Below are 21323 nucleotides of genomic sequence, written 5' to 3' on the forward strand. Positions count from 1 at the left end.
CGGTCCTCTTTCTCGTTGCTGGCAAGCTCGATTTCTCCGGCTTCAACCCGCATGCCTCGTGAGCCCCGTTACCCACTGCATTTTCAAAAGAGCCAGCTTTAGTGAAATCGCATCGATTGACGGTGTGCGCCGCCTTTATTGGTTCAAGAATTTTCCGGGGCTACCTCTGATCATAATGGTCGCCGCGGCCGAGCGTGATATGTACGCGCTTTGACGCACACGTGCAATCACAATCGGATCGCTCATGTGCATCTTTTTGGGGCTGTGTTTATTGCGCTTTCGTTTTCACTTGCGGCTCAGCTTCGTCGCCGGATACAGGCAGAGGATGAACTGCGTTTGATTGCACGTACGGATGTGCTGACTGGCTTGAACAACCGACGCACTCTTGACGAAATCCTGGCGAAGGAATGGAGCACGGTGAAGCGAAATGGCTCGGAGTTCTCCTTGCTGTTTCATCGACGTCGCCGAAGGGCTTTGACGGGTTGAGCTGTTCGTACCAGGCGACCATCGCGGGATCTTCCCATTGTGAACGCGCCATCTCTGTCTTGAAGGTGCCGGGTGCGATGCCGTTCGCGCAAACCCCTTTGATTAGCGGGCAACAGGCGGTCGGGTATGGACTAGCGGAATCGCATAGTTGCCTCCGGACAGTTGATGGACGAGGCCCTGAAACTCGCTGACAAGCTGCTCGCCCAGCCACACAACGCCCTTCGGGAGACCAGGAAGATCATGAATACGGTTCTGCGTCAGAGTGCATCGCACGTGCTCGACACGACGCTAGCAGCGCAGCTTTCCGCCACGCTAAGCGATGAGCATCATCAGCTTGCAGGAGCATTTCTCGCTGGCCAGAAGCGCGCCCGGCGCGCCCCGGACTGCGGAGTACTCCATGCGCCCTCAGCTTTGCAGCATCCGTATTACCCAGCTTCTCGACATACGGCACCTGTCCGATTCAAGTTTGTTACTGACGCCTACAATGGCGGCGTCCGCCCGAGTCGCCGGCAGATTAAATTTCCGTTGACGGATGTTTTGAGGCTAGCCGATAGTCACTGCCGAAAAGACCCGTCAATTCCAGGCTCATGCGTGAAAGACACAACCCAATCTCCCTCATCGCGCGCTGACCATGTTTATTTCAGCGTGCGCGACGATATCTTCGACATGCGCCTGCTGCCCGGCGATCGTATGACCGAAGGCAGTATCGCGGATCGCTTCGGCGTTTCCCGCACACCGGCGCGCGAGGCGCTGCAGCGCCTCCAAAGCGACGGGTTGATGCGCGGCTATGTGCGCGGCGGCTGGGAAGTCGTGCCGATCGATTTCAAGCGCTTCGAAGATCTATACGAAATGCGCAAGCTGATCGAGACGTTTTCGGTCAGCCGGTTCTTTGGGGTCGACGGCGCCTTATCCGCGACCGCCTTGCAGATGCTCGAGCGGCTCGAGCGCATCTGGAACGTTCCTCACGCACAGCGCGTTCGCGATGGCCGCGAGATGGTGGCACTCGACGAAGCCTTTCACGAGGCGTTGGTCGTCGCCGCCGGCAACGCCGAGTTGAGCGCGGCCATGCAGCGCGTGACCGACCGCATCCGCGTGGTGCGGCGGCTCGATCTCGTCTATGGTGACTGCATCGATGACACTTACGACGAACACATTGCAATTCTCGCGGCCATCCGCAATCTTGCGGCGGACAGTGCCGTCGAGTTGCTGGGACGGCACATAGAAGGGAGCAGGGCGGAGGTGCGCACGCTGACGACCGAGCGCCTGCAACGCGCCCGCACCGCATTGGAGCCTCACAGCGCTCCCTATGCACCACCAAGGTTGCGCGGCACCATCTAGCAACATACGTTGGAGCGGCTCGAGCTTTTAAGCTCCTTCTGCAGTCAGCCTCTGCGGGAATTCTGGCTGATGGCACGGTTTTCGCATAGAGATGGGTATGTATACAAGCAAACCTCTATTGCTCCCATGGCATCCAAATTCCTGAATCCGGGCCGCGGAACCCGCGGCATGGCGGTTGCGCCCCACGCGCTCGCCGCGCAGAGCGCTCTCGCCATCCTGCGTGAAGGCGGCAACGCCGTCGAAGCGATGATTTCCGCCGCCGCGACCATCGCGGTCGTCTATCCGCACATGAACAGCATAGGCGGGGACGGCTTCTGGCTGATCTCCCGTCCCGGCGCCGAGCCGGTCGGCATCGAAGCATGTGGCGCGGCGGCGCTGGCCGCAACAATCGACGAATACCGCGCGCGCGGACTGGCGGCGATTCCCGTGCGCGGCCCGCTCGCAGCCAATACCGTGGCCGGCACGGTGTCGGGCTGGCAGCGCGCGCAGCGCTGGTCGGCTGAAACGCTCGGGGGCAGGCTGCCGGTCAAACGCCTGCTGGAAGACGCGATCCACTACGCGAAGCACGGCGTGCCGGTCACGTGCAGCCAGGCGCAGTGTGTGGAGAGCCGCCTTGCCGAATTGCGCCCGATCGCGGGTTTCACCGAAACCTTTCTACCCGGCGGTTCCGCGCCCGTTACCGGCGAGCGCTTCGTCGCACCGCGTCTTGCCGCTACGCTCGAACGTCTGGCCGACGCGGGCTTCGACGACTTCTATCGGGGCGACCTCGCACGTAGCATTGCCCGCGATCTGCAGTCAGCGGGCTCCCTGCTGAGCCTTGCGGATCTCGAACGGCACGAGGCGCGCCTGCGAACGCCGCTCGCGCTCAAGCACTCGCTGGGCACGATCTATAACATGCCCCCGCCGACCCAGGGGCTGGTGTCGCTGCTGATTCTGGGCATCCTCGATCGGGTGCTGACGAAGGACATGGACCCGCTTGGTCCCGAGTTCGTGCATGCGTGCGTCGAAGCGACCAAGCTGGCGTTCGCCGTGCGCGACGCCGAGATTACCGACCCGGATTACATGCGCGTCGATCCGCGTGAGTTGCTGCAGCCGGCCGCGCTTGACGCGATGGCCGCGCAAGTCTCGATCACGAAGGCCGCGCCGTGGGGCGCCGGTCGCGGGCCGGGCGATACGGCGTGGCTTGGCGTGACAGACAGCAACGGCGTCGCGGTGAGTTTCATCCAGAGCATCTATCACGAGTTCGGCAGCGGCATCGTGCTGGCGGGGTCGGGCATCAACTGGCAGAACCGCGGCTGCAGTTTTTCGCTCGACGAGCGCGCACGCAATCCGCTGATGCCGCTGCGCCGGCCTTTTCATACGCTGAACCCGGCGCTCGCACGTTTTGCCGACGGCCGTACGATGGTCTACGGCAACATGGGCGGCGACGGCCAGCCGCAATCGCAGAGCGCGGTTTTCTCACGCATCGCGAAATTCGGCTGGAATCCGCAAGCCGCGATCGATGCGCCGCGTTGGCTGCTGGGCCGGACCTGGGGCCAGTCGACCGACACGCTCAAGCTCGAAGCGCGCTTCGCGCCCGGCACAGTGGCCCGGCTCGAAGCGCTCGGCCACCAGGTCGAGACGATGCAGGCCTACGACGAGGCAATGGGACACGCCGGCGCAATCGTTCGGTATCCAGATGGATTGATTGAAGCGGGCTACGATCCGCGCAGTGACGGGGCAGCCGCGGGCTGGTAGACGCACACGCGCGCTTTTTTTCAATCGGATTGCAGGTCCGGCCTTTGAGGCCCGGAGGACGCTGCACGTCTGCCGGGCGCCGGCAGGCATTTGCTCAGTAAATGGAGTTACGATGACCACACCCACACGCTCGCAATCCATAGCGTCGGCGGACCTCCGCAGCACTTCGACCACCGTGACAGACAACCGTTGGCTTCAGTTGGGGCTGGGTCTCGTCTGCATGATGGCGATCTCGAGTCCGCAATATGTATGGACGCTGATGACCAAACCGCTTGCCGCGAAACTCGGCGTAGCGCTACCTGAACTGCAAGTCACGTTTTCGCTGCTGATCATATTGCAGACGTTTTTCTCGGCGTTTCAGGGCAAGCTGATCGACCGCTTCGGACCGCGCATGCCGATCTCGATCGGCACGGCGATGGCGGGCCTGAGCTGGATTCTGGCCTCGCAGGTGCATAGCGCGCCGATGCTCTATCTGACCTACGGTGTGATCGGCGGGCTGGGCACGGGCATTGTGTATGTCGGCGTGGTGGGGCTGATGGTGCGCTGGTTCCCGACCAGGCGCGGCTTCGCGGCGGGCGCGGTGGCTGCCGGCTATGGCATGGGCGCGATCGTCACGACGTTCCCGATCGCCACGTCGCTGCAGACACGCGGCATCGAAGCCACGCTGTGGATGTTCGGCATTGCGTTCGCAGTGGTCGGTCTGCTGGCTTCGCAGGGTTTGCGCGTGCCGCCTTCGCACGACGATGCCGCCGGTTCCGCGGGTTCCGCGGGTTCCATTTCCGCGCCGACGGTCGCGAGTTTTCGCCCGTCGCAGACACTGAAGACGCCGCTCTTCTGGCTGATGTTCGCGATGATGACCATGATGTCCACGTCGGGTCTGATGGTCACCTCGCAGATGGCCACCTTCGCCGCCGACTTCGGCGTGACCAGGGTGCTCGTGTTCGGCATGGCTGCGCTACCGCTGGCGTTGACAATCGACCGCTTCACGAACGGACTCACGCGGCCGCTGTTCGGCTGGGTGTCGGACAAGGTGGGGCGCGAGAACACGATGTTCTTCGCGTTCGCGCTCGAAGGCGTAGCAATGGCGCTGTGGCTGCTCACGCGCGATAACGCCGTGCTATTCGTACTGCTGTCGGGCGTGGTGTTCTTCGGCTGGGGCGAAATCTTCTCATTGTTCCCGGCGACGCTGACGGACACCTTCGGCACGCGTCACGCCACCGAGAACTACGGCTGGCTCTACATCTCGCAAGGGATCGGCTCGATCTTCGGCGGCCCCCTCGCGGCATTGCTGCATCAGCACGCGGGCAGTTGGGAGCCGGTGTTCTCCACCGCGATCACGCTCGACATCGCCACCGCACTGCTGGCCATTGCCGTGCTTAAGCCGATGCGCCGCCGCTTTCTCGCCGCACAGCGGGGCGTTTGACTCCGCCCGCCGTCTGCCGCAATGCACACCGAACCGTCGTCGAGGAACAAACATGCCCGTTCAGCTTGCCTTACGCAATATCCGCAAATCGTTTTCGAACAAACTCGGCTCGGTCGACGTCCTCGGCGGTCTGACCTTCGATATTCACGAACGCGATTTCGTCAGCATCATCGGGCCTTCGGGCTGCGGGAAAACGACCGTGTTCAACGTGATCGCCGGCCTGCTCGAGGCGGATAGCGGCGATATCGTCTATCGCGGGCAAAGCGTCGACGGCTTACGCGGCAAGGTCGGCTACATGATGCAGCGCGACCTGCTGCTGCCGTGGCGTACCGTGCTGCAAAACGTGCTGATCGGACCGGAACTGTCGAACATGCCGGCCGCTCAGGCGCTCGACATGGCGATGGAATACCTCAACACGTATGGCCTCGCGGGCTTCGAACATGCCTATCCCCGCATGCTGTCGGGCGGCATGCGTCAGCGCGTCGCGCTCATCCGCACGCTGATCAACGATCCCGACATCATCTTGCTGGACGAGCCGTTCTCGGCGCTCGACTATCAGACGCGCCTGTACCTGGAAGGCGTGTTGATGGAAGCTGTCGAAACGTTCCATAAGACAGTGGTGCTCGTCACACACGACATCGACGAAGCGGTCGCGTTGTCCAGGCGCGTGGTCGTGCTCGGCGGCCGGCCTTCGCAGGTGAAGAAGATCTATGACATCGACATCGCCGCGCGCTCGCCGATCGGTGCGCGCAGCGACCCCAACTTCGCGGGTTACTTTCATGCATTGTGCGGCGAGCTCGATATTCAGACGGAGGTAAAGGCAGCATGACACAGTCCATTTCCATCGATAAATCGGCACCGGCACGGCGTGCACCGAAGGCTCGCGTGCGGTACGCACTTGACAGCGGCTGGGGCCGCTCGCTGCTGCAACTGGCGGCCGTGATTGCGTTCTTCGCCATCTGGGAAGGGGCGGCGCGCCTGGGCTGGGTATCGAATTTCCTCGTCGGCTCGCCGTCGAAAATCCTCGCGGCGCTCGTGCGCGACATGCAATCGCATCAGCTTTTTATCGACACCGGCTATACGCTTTTCGAAGCCATTCTCGGTTTCGTGTTCGGCACGGCGGTCGGATCGGTGTGCGGGCTCGCGCTGTGGTATTCGCCGTTCGTCGCGCGGCTGATCGAGCCATTCATCGTCGCGATCAACAGTGTGCCGAAGATCGCTTTCGCACCGATCGTGATCTTGTGGTTCGGCACCGGGTTGATCTCGAAGGTCGCGCTGGCCATTTCGCTGACCGCGATCGTCGCGCTGATCGCCGCGTATGAAGCGGCCAAAGACGCCGATCCCGATTTGCAGGCGCTGCTTGTCACGCTCGGCGCGAACAAAAACGATGTCTTCATGAAAGTGGTGGTGCCGTTCACCCTACCCTATGTGATCTCCACCTTTCGCATCAACGTCGGCTTCGGTCTGGTTGGCGCGGTGGTGGGCGAATTCATCTCGTCAGAGAAGGGCCTCGGGCACATGATCTTCACAGCGTCGAGCCTGTATGACCTCAACACCGTGTGGGCGGGCCTGTTCGTATTGATGGCGATCGGCTTCGTTCTGTACTTTTTGATCGACCTGCTCGAGCGCAAGCTGCTGCCGTGGCGGCAGGCGTCGAATACCATCACGCTCAAGGTTTAACCCATTTCCGGCAGTCCAACCACTTCATCTCAGGACAGACGATGGCACTAACCGCAAGAAAGGCGCTGACCGCGCTGAGCATCGCTTTAACAGTGAGCGTTGCAGCTGTTTCGACGCCGGCGCTTGCCGCAGGCAAGAAAGTGACTATTTCGCAGGCGTTCCAGTCGATGCTGTATTTGCCGCTCTATGTAGCGATCGACGGCGGCTTCTTCGAGAAGCAGGGACTCGACGTTAGCAAGCAGACGGCGGGTAGCCCGAGCGCGGCGCTCTCCGCCGTGCTGTCGGGCAGCGCCGATTTCTCGCTGCACGGGCCGGAGTGGACGGCCGTGGCCGCCGAGAAGGGCGCGGACGTCGACGTGATCGCCAACGTCGTGAACGGTGCGGCGGTGTGGATCGCGGTTGCGCCGGACGTGAAGTTCAGCGGCATCAAGGATGTGAAGGATCAGGTTGTCGTGTCGGGACAGATGCCGACTACGAGCACGTCGCTGTTCTTCAAGCTGTTGAAGGAGAACGGCATGTCCCAGAGTGACATCAAGCTGGTTCAGGTGCCGCTCGGCTCGGAGATCGGACCGCTGGTCGCCGGTCAGTCGAAGATCGCGGTGATGTATGAGCCGGGTCTCGATCAGGCCGTCGCGAAGGGCATGAAAGTCGTGCTCGGCTTTCCGAAGCTCTATGGCGAATACGCGTTCTCGTCGATCTCCGCCAAACGCAGCGTCGATCCTGATGCGGCCGCGAGGTTCGTGAAGGGGCTGCAAAACGCGCTGGTTTTCATGCAGGGCCATCCTGCGGAAACCGCGGCGATCGCTCGCAAGGAATTCCCGACGCTCGATCCCGTGGTGGTCGATGCAGCCGTCAAGCGCATGCTGGACGAAGGCGTGTATCCGAAGAACGTCGGTATCACGCCGAAAGCGCTGACCGTCGCGATGGACACGCAGATCGCGCTCGGCAACCTGAAGCAGCAACCCAGCTACGATAGGTTCATCGTTCAGAGCTACATTCAGCCGGCGCTTGCCGCGAAATGACACCGTTTGCCGACGCTTCCATGACCATGTTCCCTGCTTCTTCCACCGTCGCCCCGATTCCCACTATCGCCCGGATTCGCGCCGAGGTCGCCTCGGGCAATGCAGACGTCGCGCAGTACGTCGTGCGCGCCTACGATGCCGCGTGCGAATCGCAGGCGTCATTGCATGCGTTCTGCTATTTGCCGGAGATCGCGCCGGTCAATGCCGTCGATGCGACGGCGCCGTTGGCGGGCGTGCCTGTCGCGGTGAAGGACGTTCTGGATACCGCCGACATGCCGACCGAATTCAACTCACCCGCCTACAAGGGCCGACGCCCTGAGCACGATGCGTGGGTGGTGGCGCGTCTGCGTGCGGCGGGCGCGTCGATTATCGGCAAGACCGTGACCACCGAATTCGCCTGGCGTCAGCCGGGCGCGACCGTCAACCCGTGGAATGGCGGGTACACACCGGGTGGTTCGTCGAGTGGCTCCGCGGCGGCGGTGGCGGCGGGCATCGTGCCGCTCGCACTCGGCACGCAGACCCAGGGCTCGGTGATCCGGCCTGCGGCGTACTGCGGCATCGTCGGGTTCAAGCCGACTTTTGGCGCGATCGCGCGCACGGGCGTGTTGCCGCTGGCGTGGTCGCTCGATCACGTCGGCATGTTCGCGACGCGCGTCGCCGATGTAGCTTACACACTGGCGCTCGTCACTGGGGCCGATGCAGCCGATCCGCACGTCTCGCACGTTCCGCACGTTCCGCACACTGCCGCGACGACGCGCGGCACTGGGACGCGGCGCATCGGCGTGCTGTCGAAACAGGTCGGCGGCGAAGTCGAGCCGGCGCAGCAGGCCGCGCTGGACAGGCTCGCGGCCCAGCTCGCGCGAGACGGTGCCGAGATAGTCTCAGTCGATCTGCCTGCCGAGATCTTCGAAACGCCCGCGCATGCGTTGAAACTGATGTCCGTGGAAGCGGCCATCACGCACGGCGAACTTGTAGACCGCACGCCCGAGCTCGTGAGCCAGGCAATGCGCGGTCTCGTCGAAGAGGGACGCAAGCTGCCCGTCACCACCTACGCCAGGATCAAGGCGGCGCAGATGCCGATGGCGCATCGCTTTCACGACTGGCTGACGCGCACGATGGCGCTCGATGCGCTGCTGGTCGCGCCGGCCACGGGCGAGCCGCCGCGCGGACTCGACTATACGGGCGACGCATCGTTCTGCGCACCGTGGACGTTCCTCGGTGTACCGGCCGTGACCGTTCCGGTGGGATTCGGGCCGGCGGGCTTGCCGCTTGGCGCACAACTGGTGGGCGCCGCTCACGGCGACCTGGATTTGCTGATGTTGGCGGAGTGGGTGGAAGCGCGCACTGGCTGGCAAGCGACGGTGGCTCAGCAGCACGGCTGAGCGCAGAGGCAAGGCTGGGGGCAATCGAAAACCGCATATCGCCGAGGGGCCGGTGAGCTGGCCTTTCCCATCGGCCGGTGTTGGTGTTCGTAAATTCCGCTAGCCGTGTTCGCAGCAGCTATCCGGCGGCGAAGGCCAATATCCCTGAACTGGCGAACGTCAGGCATGTGTTCGTCAAAGCGAGCGCTCGTGTCAACAACCGCGCAAAGCAGTCATCAGCCGACGCGCGAGCGCGAGCGCCGAATGCGTGGCTTCCGGGCCCCAGAGAAATTGAACAGGGCCTAGGCATCCGGATCGAAGCAACGCGTTCAGATCGCGTCGACGTCGACCGAGCTTTCGTCGTGCGCGAGCAACTGGCTGTCCGGCAGGCGCAAGGGCACGAGGTTGTCAGCGAGTTCAGGCTGATCTGCGTGTTGACCGCCAGCTCCAGTTCGCCATCATGCCTCACCCGCGCGCGAATGGACGAACGGGACGAACGGCCCAGCTGAGCCGCTTACGAGTCAATTGCCCGATCTTCGCGTGCAACACCTTCACATCGACCGGGGGCTCGGCCGATGTCTGGCCCGTCTCGAACACTTCGGCAACACGCTCCTGCAGTTGCTTCTTCCAGTCCGTGATCCGGTTCGGATGCTCCTTGTTGCCGGCCATTATGACCGACTCACGTCCCAGCTTTTCCACTTACCGACCTGTCCGAATTCTCTCGGCGCCACTTCTGGCGCCGCCATGCGATCAGCAGCAGTAGCCGTGAAGGTTCGAAAAGAACTCCATATCCTCGTCCCAACAGGGGCGGATAGGTGTCGTAGTGCTACATGAGCAATCAATCATCGTCATGCACCCGCCAGTGCCAAAGTGACATTTTTTGACACACCTTTCCAACAGATTTGAGGTCGCGATCTCTGTACATTCTCTTCTCGGCGCGCAATCCACTTCGTGCGCCCTCTATGTAAAGGAGGATGCTCATGAAAACTCGAACGTTTGCCATGCTGGTGGGTGGGGCTTTGCTCACATGCATGACTGCTTCCGCATTCGCCGGCGTGGTCGTCGGTGTCGCCGTGCCGGCCCCCGTCGCTGTCGTTCCGGCGACACCTGTCTATGCGCCGCCGACCGTGGTCGAGCAAAACGGTTACGCAGCCGCCGCCGTGCCGGCGGCAGTCGCACCGGTTGTGACGGTTGCGCCAGCGCCCCCACCTCCCATGGCGGTCGTCGTCATGCCGCGTCGTCCTGAGATGTATGTAGTTACGGTGCCGCGTCGCGTCTGGATGCCTGGTCACTGGGTAGGTGGGGTTTGGGTGGCCGGTCACTGGTCGTGAATTCTCTGCGCCGAACCCGTCTCGTGCGATACATCACCCCGGTCCATCAAAGCAGCAATGCCATGTAGCACATCGCTTCGGCGCCAACGCTGCTTGCCGCGGTCTGCTGGTTGCCGACTTTGTGCTGCTGGGCGTCCTCGGTGCACTTACGGTTGGAGGGTGCATGAGGCTGAATGGACGTGCACCCAAACGATTGTCCCCCGCAGCGATAATTCACCATCGTTTACAGCTTGGCATCGCAGTGCACAGTGCCGCATGCGGCGCTAATGAATCTGGCGGAGCTCGCGCGACGCTATGGCAATTCGTCCGCCATCCTTTTGGACGCGCTGTACGGCACGACCGCGCAAGTGGATGAGTGCCTTTCCCGGGCAAGGATGCAGAGGACCCACTGCGATCCCGGGACTGGTCAATCGAATGCAAAAGGCATCTGACTGTTTTATGTATACCTGCGTAGCAGGTCATCGAGAGAGCGAGATGAAAGGAAGCGGTATGTCGGTATGGCGGGGTTCCCTTTTCGCGCGCAACGTATTGCTGTTGATTGTACTGATGCTGACAAGTCAGATCCTGGTCTTTGCCGTCTATCTGAACTTTATCCAGAAGCCCAGAGTTGACGATGGCGCAGCGCTCGTGGCATCGCAGATCCGGATCCTGGACCGGCTGTTGTCAGTACTGCCGGACGACGAGCGAAACCGGCAACTGCTCGAAATGAACGGAGCGCCCCAAGGTGAACTGCCGCCGCCACAGGCTCGCGACGGGTTGCCTCCCGACTACATGGCGCACCGCTTTTTCGGTCGACTGGCATCGGAACTTGCCCCGGACGAACAGCTTCGCTGGGAGCGCGACGGGCACCGGATCTGGGTGCGTCTCCATGTGCAGGACGTGCGGTACTGGGTGGCGCTGCGTGGAACGTCGGCCATGAGCAGTACGCTGCCTTGGGCGCTGATCGGCCTGTTGTTAAGTGCGGCCACCCTTCCTGCTCTTGGGGCCTATCTGATCCACCGGCCGGTCGAACAGGCGCTGCGCCGGCTGGCGCGCGCTGCCGGCACCATCGAGCGTGGCGTTTGGCCCGAAGCGGTTCCCGTGAGTGGCCCGCGCGAGCTGGCAACAGTAGCGGAGGCGTTCAACCGGATGGCGTCGACGCTCGAAGATCTCGAAGCGACGCGCGCCGAAATGCTTGCGGGCATATCGCATGATATCCGCACGCCGCTGACCAAGCTGCGCATGGCCATCTTCGCGCCGGAGTCATTCGAGGCCCCGGCCGCCAGTGCGGAACGCTTTGTCGAGGAGATCGACACGATCGTCCAGCAGTTTATCGATTTCGCCCGTGGGTGGGATAGCGAACCGGCGACGCACGGCGATCTGAACGCGCTGATCGAACAGCTCGCCGCCGACTATGCAGGTCTCGGTCGCACGTTCGAACTGTCGCTCGCGGAATTGCCACCTGTTGCGTTCCGACCGGTGGGCATGCAGCGCCTGTTGATGAACCTGATGCAGAACGCGGTCGTGTACGGTCAGGTCGGGCTCGCAGTCCGGACTACCATGGACGCGCGAAGTGTCACGATTGCGGTTGAGGATCGGGGGCCGGGCCTGCCTCAAGAGCTTCTGTCGTTGATAAAGCAACCATTCCGGCGCGGCTCAGAGGCGGATCGAAAGGGCGGGAGCGGCCTCGGCCTCGCGATAGCGGAGCACGTCGCACAGCAGCATGGCGGCACGCTCGATCTCTTCCAGAATGCGCCGTCCGGACTCAAGGCCGTGGTGCAAATTCCCATTCCTTAACGGGCACTTGTCGGCGCGATGACTGCGCCGTCGACGTGGTGTGGCAGGGACTACGACTTAATGTGACGCTCGAGCCCCGCCCAAAGGGTCGGGCAGGGCAGCGTGAGCATTTGATGAGATGGCCATTTTTCAGGTTGTGTGATGAAAAACCTTACAAGATACTTTGCGCTACTTAGTATATTCATGGCCGGCGTCGTGGCCGTCGGGTGGTTCCACCAGGCTCACGCTCACCGTCAGACGGCTGTCGCACCAGATCCGATCCCCGTGAGCGCGGTTGCGGTTTCGGTTGCCGATGTTCCTGTCTATATCGACTCGCTCGGCACCGTGACTCCGACACGGACCGTCACGGTCATCACGCAGGTCAACGGGATACTGCGTTCCGTCGATTTCAGCGAGGGGCAGACGATCAGGAAAGGACAGGTGATTGCACGCATCGATTCGCGGGCGCTCGAAGCGCAGTTGCTGCAGGCACAGGGTACGCTGCGTCATGACCAGGCTGTACTCGCAAACGCGAAACTGGACCTGCAACGTTATCAGCAGCTGATCAAAGCGGGCTCGATTACGCAGCAGACGCTCGATACGCAAGTAGCTACCGTCCAGGAGGACGAAGGCACCGTGCTGGCGGACACGGGCAACGTGAACAATCTGCAGGTTCAGGTCGGCTATTGCACCATCACGTCTCCCGTGGACGGCGTGGTGGGCCTGCGCCTGGTCGACCCCGGCAACTACGTGAGCAGCACCAGCACGACCGGTATCGCGGTCATCACGCAGCTGCAGCCGGCGACCGTGATCTACTCGGTGCCGGAAGACTACCTGGGACGGATCCGGCGGGCGATGTCGCAGGGGGAGGTTCAGGTGCTGGCCTATGACCGTGACGGCAAATCGTTGCTGGCGAAGGGCTCGCTGCTTGCGGTCGACAACCTCGTCAATACGAGCGCCGGCACGATTAACGTCAAGGCCGTCTTCCCCGATTCCGGCAGCGCGCTGTTCCCGAACGAATTTGTGAATGTCCGGATGCAGGTCGACACGCTGCAGCGGATTCCGGTCGTGCCGACTACGGCGATCCAGCATGGCGCGAACGGCGATTTCGTTTTCGTGATCGGCGGCGCAGGCGCAGTGGTATTGCGCAACGTGAAGACCGGACCGGTAAAAGGCGACGACACGGCGATTCTCGATGGCGGGGTGAAGGAAGGAGAGCGGGTCGCGACCGACGGTGCAGACAGGCTCGATACCGGCTCGCTCGTGAAAGTCGTGGCGCACTGAGCGGAGTCGACGATGAACGCTTCACGAATCTTTATCGAGCGACCCATTGCGACCGCGCTGTTGATGATCGCGTTGTTTCTGGCCGGGGTGCTGGGATACATCCTGCTGCCTGTTTCGGCGCTACCGGAAATCGACTATCCGACGATCCAGGTATACACGCAGTATCCCGGCGCGAGCCCGGATGTGGTCAGTTCGTCCATCACCTCGCCGCTCGAAAGACAGCTCGGCCAGATGTCGGGGCTGAAGGCGATGAACTCGACGAGTTCGAACGGCACATCGGTGATCACGTTGCAGTTCGATCTGTCGTTCTCGCTCGACGTCGCCGAGCAGGAAGTGCAGGCCGCGATCGATGCGTCGTCGAGCTTTCTGCCGGCTAATCTGCCGTATCCGCCTGTCTACAGCAAGGTCAACCCTGCCGACCCCCCGGTGCTCACGCTGTCGCTGACATCCGACGTGCTGCCGCTGACGAAGATCGAGGACCTGGCCGATACCCGGCTTGCGCAGAAGATCTCGCAGATTTCAGGCGTAGGCCTCGTCACGATCAGCGGCGGTCAGCGGCCGGCCGTGCGGGTGCAGACCGATACCGGCGCGCTCAACGCACTCGGCATGTCGATCGACGACGTGCGCACCGCGCTCGGCAGTGCCAACGTTGACCAGGCGAAGGGCAGTCTCGACGGAAAATACCAGTCGTATTCGATCGGCGCGAACGACCAGCTGCAATCGGCGGCGGACTATCGCGACCTGATCATCGCGTACCGGCAAGGCGCACCGGTTCGGCTGGCGCAGATCGCCAGGTCGATCGACAGCGCCGAGAATTTGCAACAGGCGGCATGGACCAACAGCACGCCGTCTATCGTGCTGAACATCCAGCGGCAGCCGGGCGCCAACGTGATCGATGTGGTCGATAGCGTGCAGAAGCTGTTGCCGCAACTGCGGGCGAGCTTGCCCGCATCGGTGAAGATCGCCGTGCTGACGGATCGCACGAAGACGATCCGCGCGTCGGTTGCCGACGTCGAAACGGAGCTGGCAATCGCCGTGGCGCTCGTCGTGATGGTGATCTTCGTATTCCTGCGCAATGTGCCCGCTACCGTGATTCCCGCAGTCACCGTGCCGCTTTCGCTCGTTGGCACGCTCGCGGTCGCGTACGGGCTCGGCTTTTCGCTGAATAACCTCACGTTGATGTCGCTGACTGTCGCGACAGGCTTTGTCGTCGACGACGCGATCGTAATGATCGAGAACATTACGCGCTACATCGAGGCTGGGGAAACGCCCCTGAGGGCCGCGATCAAGGGTGCGAAGGAGATCGGCTTTACGATCGTCTCGTTGTCCGTGTCGCTGATTGCGGTCATGATCCCGTTGCTGTTCATGGGCGACGTGGTCGGGCGCCTGTTCCGCGAGTTCGCGCTGACGCTGTCGGTCGCGATCGTCCTGTCGGCGTTCGTATCGTTGACGCTTACGCCGATGATGTGCTCGCGCATGTTAAAAGCGCAGCCACACTCGCATCGAGTCGATTTCTTCGACCGGCTCAACAGCAGGTACATACGCGGTCTCGACTGGGTGTTGTCGCATCGGCGCCTGACGATCGCATCGGTGGTGTTGACGGCCACGCTGACGTTCGTCGTGCTGATGCTGATGCCGAAGGGCTTCTTTCCCGAGCAGGACACAGGTCTGATCGAAGGTGTCGTGCAGGCCGCGCCGACCATTTCGTTCCAGCGCATGATCGGCCAACAGCAGCAGGTCGTCGACCGGATCGCACGCGATCCGGCAGTCGCAAGTCTCTCGTCGTTTGTCGGCATCGACCAGACGAGACCGACGATCAATCAGGGCACGCTGTTGATCAACCTGAAGGACAAGGGCGAGCGAGCGCGCATCGACGAGGTGATCCGCCGCCTGACCGATGACACCGCAGGCCTCGCGGGCGTGCGCCTGTTTCTGCATCCGGTGCAGGATCTGACGCTCGACGACACCGTCTCGACGACGAGCTACCGGCTCGGCGTGCAGTCGACCGATCCGGCGCTGCTCACTCGCTGGACTGGCGAGCTGGTTGGCGCGTTGCGCGGCGATCCGGCGTTTGCCGACGTGCAGAGCGAGGCGATGCAGTCAGGCAATCAGGTGCAACTCACGTTCGACCGCGATACCGCGTCGCGCCTGGGCATCACGCCGCAGGCGATCGACGACGTGCTGTACGACGCGTTTGGTCAGCGCCAGGTGTCGACGATCTACACGCAGTTGAACCAGTATCACGTGGTGCTGGTCGCGAGAAACAACGCCGACGACCTTGCGCATCTGCTTTCAGGACTCTATGTCGATACGTCGTCGGGCAGCCTCGCGCCGCTCGCGTCGATGGCGACGATGAAGGTAATGCCCGCGCCGCTGAGGATTGATCGCAAGGGCCAGTTCCCGTATGCGGACGTGTCGTTCAATCTCGCTCCCGGATACAGCCTCGGCACGGCGATCGCCCGTCTTGAGCGGGTCAAGGAGCAGATAGGGTTGCCGCAGTCCGTCCAGGTGTCGCTGGAAGGATCGGCCGCGACCTTTCAGTCGTCGCTGGCGAGCGAAGGGTATCTGGTCGCCGCTGCCGTGATCGTGGTCTATCTGATGCTGGGCATCCTGTACGAGAGCTTCATTCATCCCGTCACGATCCTGTCCACGCTCCCCTCGGCGGCGCTTGGCGCGCTGCTGGCGCTGCTGATGACCGGAACCCAGTTCGACATCATGGGCCTGATCGGAATCGTGCTGCTGATCGGCATCGTGATGAAGAACGCGATCATGATGATCGACTTCGCGCTGGACGGGCAGCGCAACCACGGCCTGTCCGCACACGCTGCGATCCGGCGTGCGGCTGAACAGCGCTTCCGTCCGATCCTGATGACGACGATGGCGTCGCTGTTCGGCGCACTGCCGCTCGCGTTCGGCTCCGGCATGGGCTCCGAGTTGAGGCATCCACTTGGCATCGCGATTATCGGCGGCCTGTGCGTCAGCCAGTTGCTGACCTTGTTCTCGACGCCGGTGATCTATCTGGCGATGCATCGTCTGGAAAGACGCTTTGCCGCGGACGAGCCGATCGTAACGGAGTATGTGCAATGAACCTGTCTGGCCCATTCGTCAGGCGGCCCATCGCGACGACGTTGCTGGCGGTCGCCCTTGCGCTGTTCGGTATCCTGGCATTCAGGCTGCTGCCGGTTGCGCCGCTGCCCGAAATCGACTTTCCTACGATCCTCGTGCAGGGGCAACTGCCCGGCGCCGATCCGACGACGGTGGCCACCTCGGTCACAACGCCGCTCGAGCGGCAGTTCGGCCATATTGCCGGCCTGGCCCAGATGACGTCGGTCAGCTCGCGCGGGCAAACGCAGATCACGTTGCAGTTCGACCTGAGCAGGAATATCGACGGCGCGGCACGCGACGTGCAGGCCGCGATCAACGCGGCGAAAACCAACCTGTCGCCCAACATGGACGGCAGCCCGACGTATCGCAAGGTCAATCCCGCGGATTCGCCCATCCTCGTGATCAGTCTGACCTCCGACACGGCCACGCCAGCCCAGCTTTACGACGCGGCGTCGACGGTGCTGCAACAGAAGCTGATGCAGACAACCGGCGTGGGCAACGTGGTGGTGGCCGGCGCCGCGCTGCCGGCGGTGCGGGTCGAACTGAATCCGGATCGGGTGAGCCACTACGGCATCAGTCTGGAGCAGATCCGCAGCACGATCGGGAATGCGAATGTCGATTTGCCCAAGGGATCGATGTCGGCGAGCGGGCAGAACTATTCGATCGGCGCGAACGACATGCTGTATTCGCCCGCCGACTACGGACGGCTGATCGTCAGGCAGAACAACGGCAACATCGTGCGTGTGTCGGACCTCGGCTATGTACGTCAGGATGTCGAGCAGCTCGAGAACTACGGGCTGTCGAACGGCAAGCCGGCCGTGTTGCTGGTCCTCTATAAGGAACCGGGCGCGAACGTGATCGACGCCGTCGACAACGTGAAGGCCGAGCTGCCGGCGCTCGAGGCGGCGATCCCGTCGTCCATCAAGCTGGCGATTTCGGTGGACCGTACGAAGACGATCCGTGGCTCGCTGCTCGACGTCGAAATGACGCTGCTTGTATCCATCGTGCTCGTGACGGCCGTCACGTTCGCGTTCTTCCGCAGCTGGCGCGCGACGCTCATTCCGGCGATCGTCGTACCGCTGTCGCTGCTGGGTACGTTCGGGGTCATGTACGTCCTTGGCTACAGCTTGAACAACCTCTCGCTGATGGCCTTGACCATTTCGACCGGTTTCGTGGTCGACGATGCAATCGTCGTCGTCGAAAACATCATGCGGCATCTGGCGCGCGGCAAGAAGCCCATCGAGGCGGCACTCGCAGGGGCGCAGGAAGTGGGCTTCACGGTGTTTTCGATCAGCGTTTCGCTGATCGCGGTATTCGTCCCGCTGCTGTTCATGGGTGGCCTGATGGGCCGGCTGCTGCGTGAGTTCTCGGTGTCGCTTTCCGTTGCGATCGTAATGTCGATGCTGATTTCGCTCACGGTCACGCCGATGCTGACGAGCATTTTCCTGCGCGCAGGACCGCAAGCCGGGAACGGCGACGAGCATCACGAGAGCGGATTTTCTCGCCTGTACGGCACGTCGTTGCGCTGGGTCATCCGGCATCCGCTATTGATGGGTGGCGTGACGGTGCTGGTGTTCGTGCTGAACCTCTGGCTGTTCACCGTGGTTCCGAAAGGCTTCTTCCCGGAGGAAGACACGGGGCTGCTGCTTGGCACGCTGCAGGCGTCGCAAAGCATCTCCTGGCACGAGATGCAGCATCAGTTCCAGATGGTCAACAAGGCGGTGCAGGAGAATCCGAACGTCGCGTTCGTGGGTGGCTTCGTGGGGGGAGCGAACGCGCTCAACAACGCACTGCTGTTCGTCACGCTCAAGCCCCTGGGTGAGCGTCGCGCGACGGCCGATCAGGTGATCGCTCAGGTGCGCCGACGGCTTGCCGATATGCCGGGGACACAGCTCTATCTGCAGTCGTTGCAGGACCTCGCGGCCGGTGGCCGACAGAGCGCCGCGCAGTACCAGTACACCCTTACCGCGGACGACCAGGCGACACTCGATCAATGGGTGCCGAAGTTGGTCGCGCAGATGCACAAGATGCCGGCGCTGGCCGACATCAACACCGACCAGCAGGACAAGAGCATGCAGGTCGGCATCGACGTCGACCGCGACTCCGCCGCGCGAATGGGCGTGAGCTTCAAAGATATCGACGAGGCGCTTTATGACGCGTTCGGCGAACGGCAGGTCTCGGCCATCTACGGGAGCGCGAATCAGTATCACGTCGTGATGGAGGTGGCGCCCGAGTACTGGACAAGTCCTTCGGTACTGAAGGACATCCATGTTCCGGCGAGCCCGACGCTCGCCACGAGCGGCGCGTCGACGACCGCCGCCGGGGGGGCAACCGGCGCAAGCGCCGCTACGCCGTCGGCCGCGGCCCAGGCGAACGGTTCAGCGTTGGTGTCGCTCGCCGCGATGGCCCGGTTCTCGACCGACCCCAGCGCCATTTCGATCAATCACCAGGCTACGTTCCCCGCCATTACCGTATCGTTCAATCTGCGCCCCGGTGCATCGATCGGACCCGTGACGCAGCAGATCAGTCAGGCCGTCGCTGCGCTCAGAATGCCGGCGAGTATCTCCGGCGCGTTCGCGGGCACGGCAGCAGCGTTTCGTGAGTCGATGGCGAGCGAGCCGCTGCTGATCCTCGCCGCGCTGTTGTCGGTGTACGTCGTGCTCGGCATGCTGTACGAGAATCTGGTTCATCCTTTGACGATTCTCTCGACGCTGCCTTCTGCGGGCGTCGGTGCTTTGATCGCGCTGCTGCTCACTCACACGGAGCTGTCGATCATCGCCTTGATCGGCGTGCTGATGCTGATCGGCATCGTGAAGAAGAACGCGATCATGATGATCGACTTCGCGATTGCCGAAGGGCGTCAGCATGCACTGCCGCCGGAGGAGGCGATCGTGCGCGCGGGCGTGATCCGCTTCCGTCCGATCATGATGACGACGGTCGCCGCAATTTTCGGCGCGCTGCCGCTCGTGCTGGGGTCAGGCTACGGATCCGAATTCCGCAAGCCGCTCGGTATCTCGATCATCGGCGGTCTGGTGTTCAGCCAGGTCATCACGCTCTATACCACCCCTGTCATCTATCTCTGGCTCGATCGGGCGTCGCAGCGGTTGCGGCGCCGAAGGAAACACGCATGAAATCGCCCCTCGGATACCTGTCGGCCGTGTCGGTCGGCATGCGCTGCTGCGCCTGTGCGCTCGGCGCCACGCTTTGGCTTTCGGGCTGCGCGGTCGGCCCGGACTATCACCAGCCGGCCGTAGCGATTCCAACGCAGTTCAAGGAAGCGGGCACACAGTGGCGACTTGCGGCGCCCAACCCGCAGGCATCGCTCTCAACCCGGTGGTGGGACGCGTACGACGATCCCGAGCTGTCCCGGCTCGTCGACGCAGCACTGCAGTCGAATCAGTCGATTGCAGGCGCGGCGGCCGCCTATCGGCTCGCGCAGGCCACCGTCGCTGCAGACCGGGCGAGCCTGTTTCCGACGCTCGGTGTCGACGCGTCGGCCTCGCACAGCTCGGGCACGACGACGCAATACGCGAAGGCCTACGCGAGTTGGGAAGTCGATCTGTGGGGCGCCGTGCGCCGGCAGATCGAGTCGGGCAACGCGAACGCGCAGAGCGCGGATGCGACGCTTGCCGGCGAGCGCTTGTCGATTGCCGCGACGCTGGCGACCGACTATTTCGACATCCGCCAGCTCGATATCGACATCGACCTGTTGCGGCAGCAGGAGGCGGTCAACGGGCGGATTCTCGCGATCACGCGCGCAGCGCTGGCACAGGGGACCGCGTCGCAAGTCGATCTGCTGTATGCGCAGGACACGCAGGAGGCGGTTGTCGCGAACCTGCAAATTTCACAGACCTCGCGCGAGCAGGACGAGCACGCAATCGCGGCGCTCACGGGTGTGCCGCCGGCTTCGTTGTCGATTGCACCGCGGCTCGACTATGTGTTTCGCCAGCCCGAGGTGCCATCCGTGCTGCCGTCTGCGTTGCTGGAAAGACGGCCTGACGTGGTCAGCGCGGAACGCACCGCTGCTGCTGCGAACGCGCTCATCGGGGTAGAGAAGGCCGCATTCTTTCCCGACCTCGATCTATCGGCACAGGGTCTCGTGCAACACAACACCTTCGCGACGCTGTTCTCATTGCCGACCCGGATGTGGTCGCTCGGTCCCTCACTTGCCGCCACGCTGTTTGACGGTGGTGCCCGCGTGGCCGCCGTGCACAAGGCGCAGGCGACCTATGACGAAGACGTCGCATCTTACCGCGAAGCCGTGCTCACGGCGTTCCAGAACGTGGAAGACAGCCTGTCGTCGCTGAACCATCTGCGCCAGCAGGAGCACGCGTTTGCCGACATTTACCAGCGCAACCGGCAGTTGCTGGAGAGCGTCGCCGCGCAACTGACGGCCGGAACCGCGAGCGAGCAGTCCGATTTGACTCAGCAAGTGACGCTACTGACGGCCAGACAGAACCTGAACGACACGCAGGGGGCACTGGCGAAAAGCGGCGTTGGGCTGGTGAAGAACCTCGGCGGCGGCTGGATGTCGTCGAAGAGTTAGGCTCGATCCCATGATGGCGGGCGCGCCGTTGTGACGTCGTCTGCCGATCTGCGCGGTCCAGAGTCCGGTAGCGCCCACGGCCGTTTTTCAAAGTCCGCGTCTCGAACTGCGTGCAAGGCCCCGTTACGTCCACTTGTGCGGTATCGCTTCCCCGCGACGTGACTTGACATGACATGCAACACATTTCCAACCACATGTAGCGCACAGGTTCCCTACATTGGCGGCTGTGTCATGCGGGGTTCGCCAGTGGGGCGA

The 21323-nt window shown here is 62.8% G+C and carries 13 protein-coding genes and 3 pseudogenes; 15 read left to right on the forward strand and 1 reads right to left on the reverse strand.

Translation table 11 applies throughout. From position 1 onward, the window contains the following. Positions 1 to 94: 94 nt before the first annotated feature. From HDG32_RS23770 to HDG32_RS36640, 9 genes and pseudogenes are all read left to right on the forward strand, one after another. Positions 95 to 453, forward strand: a pseudogene (locus HDG32_RS23770) (GGDEF domain-containing protein); the annotation flags it as partial. Between the two features lie 624 nt (positions 454 to 1077). Next, a complete protein-coding gene (locus tag HDG32_RS23775) occupies positions 1078 to 1824 on the forward strand; it encodes a GntR family transcriptional regulator (protein ID WP_184044496.1) in 747 nt (248 codons plus the stop codon). Positions 1825 to 1992: 168 nt separating this feature from the next. Further along, positions 1993 to 3561 carry a gamma-glutamyltransferase family protein gene (locus HDG32_RS23780; RefSeq protein WP_311540337.1) on the forward strand — a complete coding sequence of 523 codons (1569 nt, stop codon included), beginning with the start codon at positions 1993 to 1995 and terminating at the stop codon, positions 3559 to 3561. A 112-nt stretch (positions 3562 to 3673) separates the two neighbouring features. Beyond that, complete coding sequence (oxlT, locus tag HDG32_RS23785; RefSeq protein WP_184071161.1) at positions 3674 to 4984, forward strand: oxalate/formate MFS antiporter; 1311 nt, start codon at positions 3674 to 3676, stop codon at positions 4982 to 4984. A gap of 52 nt (positions 4985 to 5036) precedes the next feature. Then, positions 5037 to 5813, forward strand: a complete 777-nt coding sequence (locus HDG32_RS23790) for an ABC transporter ATP-binding protein (protein WP_184071163.1) — start codon at positions 5037 to 5039, stop codon at positions 5811 to 5813. A gap of 56 nt (positions 5814 to 5869) precedes the next feature. After that, complete coding sequence (locus HDG32_RS23795) at positions 5870 to 6664, forward strand: ABC transporter permease (protein ID WP_409340055.1); 795 nt, start codon at positions 5870 to 5872, stop codon at positions 6662 to 6664. A 41-nt stretch (positions 6665 to 6705) separates the two neighbouring features. Next, positions 6706 to 7686 carry an ABC transporter substrate-binding protein gene (locus HDG32_RS23800; protein WP_184039821.1) on the forward strand — a complete coding sequence of 327 codons (981 nt, stop codon included), beginning with the start codon at positions 6706 to 6708 and terminating at the stop codon, positions 7684 to 7686. A gap of 20 nt (positions 7687 to 7706) precedes the next feature. Continuing rightward, on the forward strand, positions 7707 to 9068 hold the full coding sequence (locus HDG32_RS23805) for an amidase (RefSeq protein WP_184071167.1): 1362 nt from the start codon (positions 7707 to 7709) through the stop codon (positions 9066 to 9068). A gap of 116 nt (positions 9069 to 9184) precedes the next feature. Beyond that, a pseudogene (locus HDG32_RS36640) lies at positions 9185 to 9338 on the forward strand (IS6 family transposase); the annotation flags it as partial. Positions 9339 to 9566: 228 nt separating this feature from the next. Here HDG32_RS36640 and HDG32_RS36645 read toward each other — a convergent pair. Then, positions 9567 to 9698, reverse strand: a pseudogene (locus HDG32_RS36645) (IS3 family transposase); the annotation flags it as partial. Positions 9699 to 10027: 329 nt separating this feature from the next. On the opposite strand from HDG32_RS36645, the gene HDG32_RS23815 reads away from it, so the two are divergent. From HDG32_RS23815 to HDG32_RS23840, 6 genes are all read left to right on the forward strand, one after another. Further along, the gene (locus tag HDG32_RS23815; protein ID WP_184071171.1) at positions 10028 to 10378 is read left to right on the forward strand and encodes a hypothetical protein; all 351 of its coding nucleotides are present in this window, start codon (positions 10028 to 10030) and stop codon (positions 10376 to 10378) included. Between the two features lie 474 nt (positions 10379 to 10852). Continuing rightward, positions 10853 to 12154, forward strand: a complete 1302-nt coding sequence (locus HDG32_RS23820; protein ID WP_260336577.1) for an ATP-binding protein — start codon at positions 10853 to 10855, stop codon at positions 12152 to 12154. 264 nt (positions 12155 to 12418) lie between these two features. Continuing rightward, a complete protein-coding gene (locus tag HDG32_RS23825) occupies positions 12419 to 13417 on the forward strand; it encodes an efflux RND transporter periplasmic adaptor subunit (RefSeq protein ID WP_184071173.1) in 999 nt (332 codons plus the stop codon). A gap of 12 nt (positions 13418 to 13429) precedes the next feature. Next, entirely contained in the window at positions 13430 to 16504 is a 3075-nt protein-coding gene (locus HDG32_RS23830) for an efflux RND transporter permease subunit (RefSeq protein ID WP_184071176.1), read from the forward strand. Next, on the forward strand, positions 16501 to 19653 hold the full coding sequence (locus HDG32_RS23835) for an efflux RND transporter permease subunit (protein ID WP_184071179.1): 3153 nt from the start codon (positions 16501 to 16503) through the stop codon (positions 19651 to 19653). The genes HDG32_RS23830 and HDG32_RS23835 overlap by 4 nt, the downstream gene beginning before the upstream one ends. Continuing rightward, entirely contained in the window at positions 19650 to 21068 is a 1419-nt protein-coding gene (locus tag HDG32_RS23840; RefSeq protein WP_221307846.1) for an efflux transporter outer membrane subunit, read from the forward strand. The genes HDG32_RS23835 and HDG32_RS23840 overlap by 4 nt, the downstream gene beginning before the upstream one ends. Positions 21069 to 21323: the final 255 nt, after the last annotated feature.

The sequence above is a fragment of the Paraburkholderia sp. CI2 genome, from assembly GCF_014201055.1.
Lineage (GTDB): Bacteria > Pseudomonadota > Gammaproteobacteria > Burkholderiales > Burkholderiaceae > Paraburkholderia > Paraburkholderia tuberum.

Bases quoted from the DNA above. Each gene is read 5' to 3' on its own strand.
- HDG32_RS23780 (WP_311540337.1), top strand. From the start codon at position 1,993: ATGGCGGTTGCGCCCCACGCGCTCGCCGCGCAGAGCGCTCTCGCCATC.
- oxlT (WP_184071161.1), top strand. From the start codon at position 3,674: ATGACCACACCCACACGCTCGCAATCCATAGCGTCGGCGGACCTCCGC.
- HDG32_RS23790 (WP_184071163.1), top strand. From the start codon at position 5,037: ATGCCCGTTCAGCTTGCCTTACGCAATATCCGCAAATCGTTTTCGAAC.
- HDG32_RS23800 (WP_184039821.1), top strand. From the start codon at position 6,706: ATGGCACTAACCGCAAGAAAGGCGCTGACCGCGCTGAGCATCGCTTTA.
- HDG32_RS23805 (WP_184071167.1), top strand. From the start codon at position 7,707: ATGACCATGTTCCCTGCTTCTTCCACCGTCGCCCCGATTCCCACTATC.
- HDG32_RS23815 (WP_184071171.1), top strand. From the start codon at position 10,028: ATGAAAACTCGAACGTTTGCCATGCTGGTGGGTGGGGCTTTGCTCACA.
- HDG32_RS23820 (WP_260336577.1), top strand. From the start codon at position 10,853: ATGAAAGGAAGCGGTATGTCGGTATGGCGGGGTTCCCTTTTCGCGCGC.
- HDG32_RS23830 (WP_184071176.1), top strand. From the start codon at position 13,430: ATGAACGCTTCACGAATCTTTATCGAGCGACCCATTGCGACCGCGCTG.
- HDG32_RS23835 (WP_184071179.1), top strand. From the start codon at position 16,501: ATGAACCTGTCTGGCCCATTCGTCAGGCGGCCCATCGCGACGACGTTG.
- HDG32_RS23840 (WP_221307846.1), top strand. From the start codon at position 19,650: ATGAAATCGCCCCTCGGATACCTGTCGGCCGTGTCGGTCGGCATGCGC.